Genomic DNA, 4,351 nt, shown 5'->3' on the forward strand with positions numbered 1-4,351 from the left:
CCATTTAATGGGCTTTTTGGAAATTTTTTGCATAACACAAGTGTCAAACTCCCGATTCATGAAAAAAATAATGTTCATAAATTCATAACTATAGTATAATTAACATAATATTCATAATCATGGGAGGTTGGAAAATATGATCAATTTAATTGCCCCGGAATATTTTAATTTTACCGAGGAAGTAGAGAAGTTTTCCAAAGATCCGTATAAAGTAGCGATTAAATGGGTGGGGACGGACGGATCAGAAAAAAATATTACATATGTCTCCTTAGTTGAAAAAATGAACCGATATGCGAATGCTTTAGTTAATCTCGGATTGAAAAAAGGCGACCGTGTTCTTATAATCACACAAAAAGTACCTGAATCTTATTATATCTATTTGGCATGTCTAAAAGCCGGCCTCGTGATGATCCCTTGTTCTGAGATGCTTCGGGCCAAAGACTTAACTTACCGAATAAACCATTCAGAAGCAAGTGCCGTAATTGTTTATAATCATTTGACAAATGAAGTCGATTCAATTACCGAACCAATTCCGACTTTGAAATATAAATTAATTATCGGTGAACATGAGACAGAGGGATGGACATCTTTAACGAGGTTTGCAGAAAATGAAAGCGCATACTTCGTCGGTGAAAAAACAAAAAGAGATGAAATGGCCCTGTTACCATATACATCCGGAACGACAGGAAATCCGAAAGCAGTCGTCCATAATCATGGCTGGTTTTTTGCTCATTTACAAATTGCTCCGTCCCTATGGCTTGATATTAAAGAAGGGGATCTTGTTTGGGCAACCGCAGCCCCCGGTTGGCAAAAATGGATTTGGAGCCCGTTTGTTTCAACGATCGGCATGGGGGCAACCGCATTTGTCTATAATGGACGTTTTGATGCAGCAAATTACTTACAACTTTTGCAGAAATATCAGGTAAATGTACTATGCTGCACACCGACAGAATACCGGTTTATGGCAAAATTAAATAATCTCTCAGACTATTCGTTGCCGGCATTAAGAAGTGCGGTTTCTGCTGGAGAGCCGCTGAATGTCCAAGTTATTGATACATTTCAAAAGGAGTTTGGTATTACGGTTCGGGATGGTTACGGCCAGACTGAAAACACTTTATTAATCGGAACGCTACCGGGAACCAAACTGAAAAAAGGATCCATGGGTAAGGCGATACCGGGTTATCAAGTGGAAATTATTAATCACGAAGGAAAACCGTGCGCCATCGGGGAAGTAGGTGATATTGCCGTTCATAAAAGCACACCGACCTTATTTAAGGAGTACTATAAAGATTTTGAGCGGACACAAAAGGCTTATCGTGGGGATTGGTACTTAACCGGAGACCAAGCGAAAAAAGACGAAGATGGCTATTTTTGGTATGAAGGTCGCAGCGATGATATCATTATCAGTTCGGGTTATACGATTGGACCATTTGAAGTGGAAGACGCATTGACGAAACATCCGCTCGTTCGTGAATGTGCTGTTGTGGCCAGTCCTGATCCTGACCGCGGCTATGTCGTTAAAGCTTTTATCGTTTTAGTTGATTCGGATATCGAGAAAGGGGAAGAACTCATTGCTGAACTTCAAGAGCATGTAAAAAATTTAACCACCCCGTATAAATATCCGAGGAAAATCGAGTTTGTCGAGGAACTTCCTAAAACTGCCTCGGGGAAAATCCGCCGCGTAGAACTAAGGCAAAAAGAAATGCAACAACCGCAAAAATAAAGGAAATCTTCAATCCGTGGGGGTCACTCTCCCACGGATTTGTTGGTTGCCCGTCGAAAGTGGTTATCGATTCCGCGAAAGGCGCCTCTCCTGACGGGGTTGTTAGTTACCCGTCAACAGTGCAGTAATGGTTAACAATTTTGCAAACATCGATTCTCGTACGGATTTTTTAGTTGACACTGGACAGTTTCTGTAAAAGTTGACTCACCCTTGAATTTCTTTATTAATCATCGACAGTGCAGTAATGGTCAAGGCATCCCACGGATTTGTTGGTTGGACCAATTGGGTTCGGGTCCAGCGGCATATCCACCCTCTTTGCGCCTCTATAATTTGCTTTAAAATCCCTTAGCATCGACATGTAGTTTTTTAAACTATATAGGGGAACGGGCTGAACTGATCATGTAGTTAACATTTACTTTTTCTATAAAAAAAGATAAAATTTATGTAGAATGAAATATATATGGAGGGCTATTATTGGAAAATGTAGAGCAATTTCTTGAACAATTGCAACTTGATAAAAATATTACACTTGATGATATTCCAAATATTGATTTATATATGGACCAAGTCATTCAGTTATTTGAAAGTAAATATAGCGGTACAAAAAGAAATGAAGATGAAAAAATATTAACAAAGACGATGATTAATAATTACGCAAAAGGAAAATTGTTTTTCCCGATAAACAATAAAAAGTATTCCCGGGATCATTTGCTTCTTATTAGCATCATTTATCAATTAAAAGGCACCATTTCTATTAATGATATAAAACATGTACTGGAAAAATTGAATGAAAAGATTGTTAAAGAGAATTTTCGATTAGATCTACTATATACAAGCTTTCTAGCACTTGTAGAACAAAATGTGAATCAATTCAGACGGGACTTCCGGGAATTGGTCTCCGGTACAACGGAGGAGATTCAGCACTTCGAGGATGAAGACTCCGATTACTTAGAAAAGGTATTGTTGATTTCTTCTCTATCTTATATGAGCAATTTATATCGGCGGACTGTGGAAAGATTGGTAGACGAAATTCATCGTGAGGAGTGAAAAAATGGAAACGATTTTAATTGTTGGTGGGGGCATCACCGGTCTCTCTGTCGTGTATACGTTAGAAAAAGAAGCTGCAAAACAAAAACGGGATTTGAAGTTATTGTTGGTCGATTCAGCAACCCAACTGGGAGGGAAAATCCGGACAGTAAAAGAAAACGGTTTTATTATGGAAACAGGGGCAGATTCAATCGTTGCGAGAAAGGTGAAAGATTCCGGCCTCATTGAAGAACTGAAGCTTGAAGAGGAGGCCGTCTATAATGCGGTCGGTACATCTTTTCTTTTTAGAGAAGGTGAGTTAAAACAAATACCGCAAGATTCGGTCTTCGGTATCCCGGCAAGTATTCAATCACTGGCGGAAAGTCCATTATTATCGGATCATGGAAAAGTGGAGGCATTGAAAGATTTTTACATTAATGATAGAAAATTTTCAGAGCATGATTCAATTGGAGAGTTTTTAGAATATTATCTTGGCAAGGAACTGGTCGAAAAGCAAATTGCCCCTGTTTTATCAGGTGTTTATTCCGGAACATTACATAATTTAACAATTGCTTCAACATTGCCATATGTATTGGAGTATAAAGAAAAATATGGAAGCATTATGAAAGGTTTTGCAACAAATAAAAATCAGTTTTTAGGTAAAGATGACAAAAAATTCCTCTCGTTTAACAACGGATTATCAACGATTATTGATGCGATGGCAAACCGGTTGGAAAAAACAGAGATTTGGTTGGAACATGAAGTGGAGCAAATTAATAAGACGGATGGTAAGGGTTATAAGGTCTATTTTACTAACGGCAAAGTAGTTGAGGCTGATTCCATTGTTTTGAGTATTCCCCATAATCATGCCAGCCGCCTATTTTCTGATAAAGAATTACATGAAGAGTTTTCAAAGATAAAGACAAGCTCTTTGATTAGTGTGTATGTAGGATATTCGGTTTCGGACGGGGTGTTACCTGAAAATGGGACAGGCTATATAGCGCCAGATAATGATCTGTTTTGTAATGCTTGTACATGGACAAGTCGGAAATGGGAACATACTTCGAAGGGTGACAATTTACTCATTCGTTTATTTTACAAAAGTAGTCACCCGAGGTTTTCTGAAATTAACAATCTAAATGACGAAGATTTATTAAAAATTGCTAAGGCGGATATTGAAAAAAGTTTACATATAAATGCGGAACCGGTTGTGAGTACAGTAACAAAGTGGACAGACCAAATGCCGACCTATCAAATTACCCATCCGGATACTGTATCTTCATTGGAGGAACAGTTCGCGCAAAAATACCCGGACATCTTTCTCGCAGGCTGCTCTTATTACGGTGTTGGCATTCCAGACTGTATTGAGAACGGTAAAGAGATTGCAAAGAAAATAAGTGAAAAAGTTTTGTTGAAGTAAAGGTAACTAGGTTGTCTATGGGACAAAACTCCGAGGAAAATAAGCCAAATAGTCTCATAGAACAGCATCACCAGCCGTCTATGGGACAAAATGGTTCAAAAATCAAAGAAAACTGTCCCATAGAAAAGCTCTATGGGACAAAACTCCGAGGAAAATAAGCCAAACTGTCTCATAGAACAGCA

Annotated in this window: 3 protein-coding genes; all 3 read left to right on the forward strand. The window is 38.5% G+C overall.

Translation table 11 applies throughout. The features are described 5' to 3' along the window. Nucleotides 1-136: 136 nt before the first annotated feature. The 3 genes from mbcS to hemG all read left to right on the forward strand — a co-directional run bounded on the left by mbcS (nt 137) and on the right by hemG (nt 4,169). Entirely contained in the window at nt 137-1,723 is a 1,587-nt protein-coding gene (gene mbcS / locus LIZ98_RS16985) for an acyl-CoA synthetase MbcS (RefSeq protein ID WP_227140393.1), read from the forward strand. 474 nt (nt 1,724-2,197) lie between these two features. Continuing rightward, on the forward strand, nt 2,198-2,770 hold the full coding sequence (locus LIZ98_RS16990; protein ID WP_041847294.1) for a DUF1836 domain-containing protein: 573 nt from the start codon (nt 2,198-2,200) through the stop codon (nt 2,768-2,770). Nucleotides 2,771-2,774: 4 nt separating this feature from the next. Then, nucleotides 2,775-4,169, forward strand: coding sequence for a protoporphyrinogen oxidase (gene hemG, locus LIZ98_RS16995; RefSeq protein WP_227140361.1), 1,395 nt, complete (start codon nt 2,775-2,777; stop codon nt 4,167-4,169). The last annotated feature ends 182 nt before the right edge of the window (nt 4,170-4,351 follow it).

Origin of the sequence: Caldibacillus sp. 210928-DFI.2.18 (assembly GCF_020554505.1) — a bacterium.
GTDB classification, from domain to species: domain Bacteria; phylum Bacillota; class Bacilli; order Bacillales; family Caldibacillaceae; genus Caldifermentibacillus; species Caldifermentibacillus hisashii.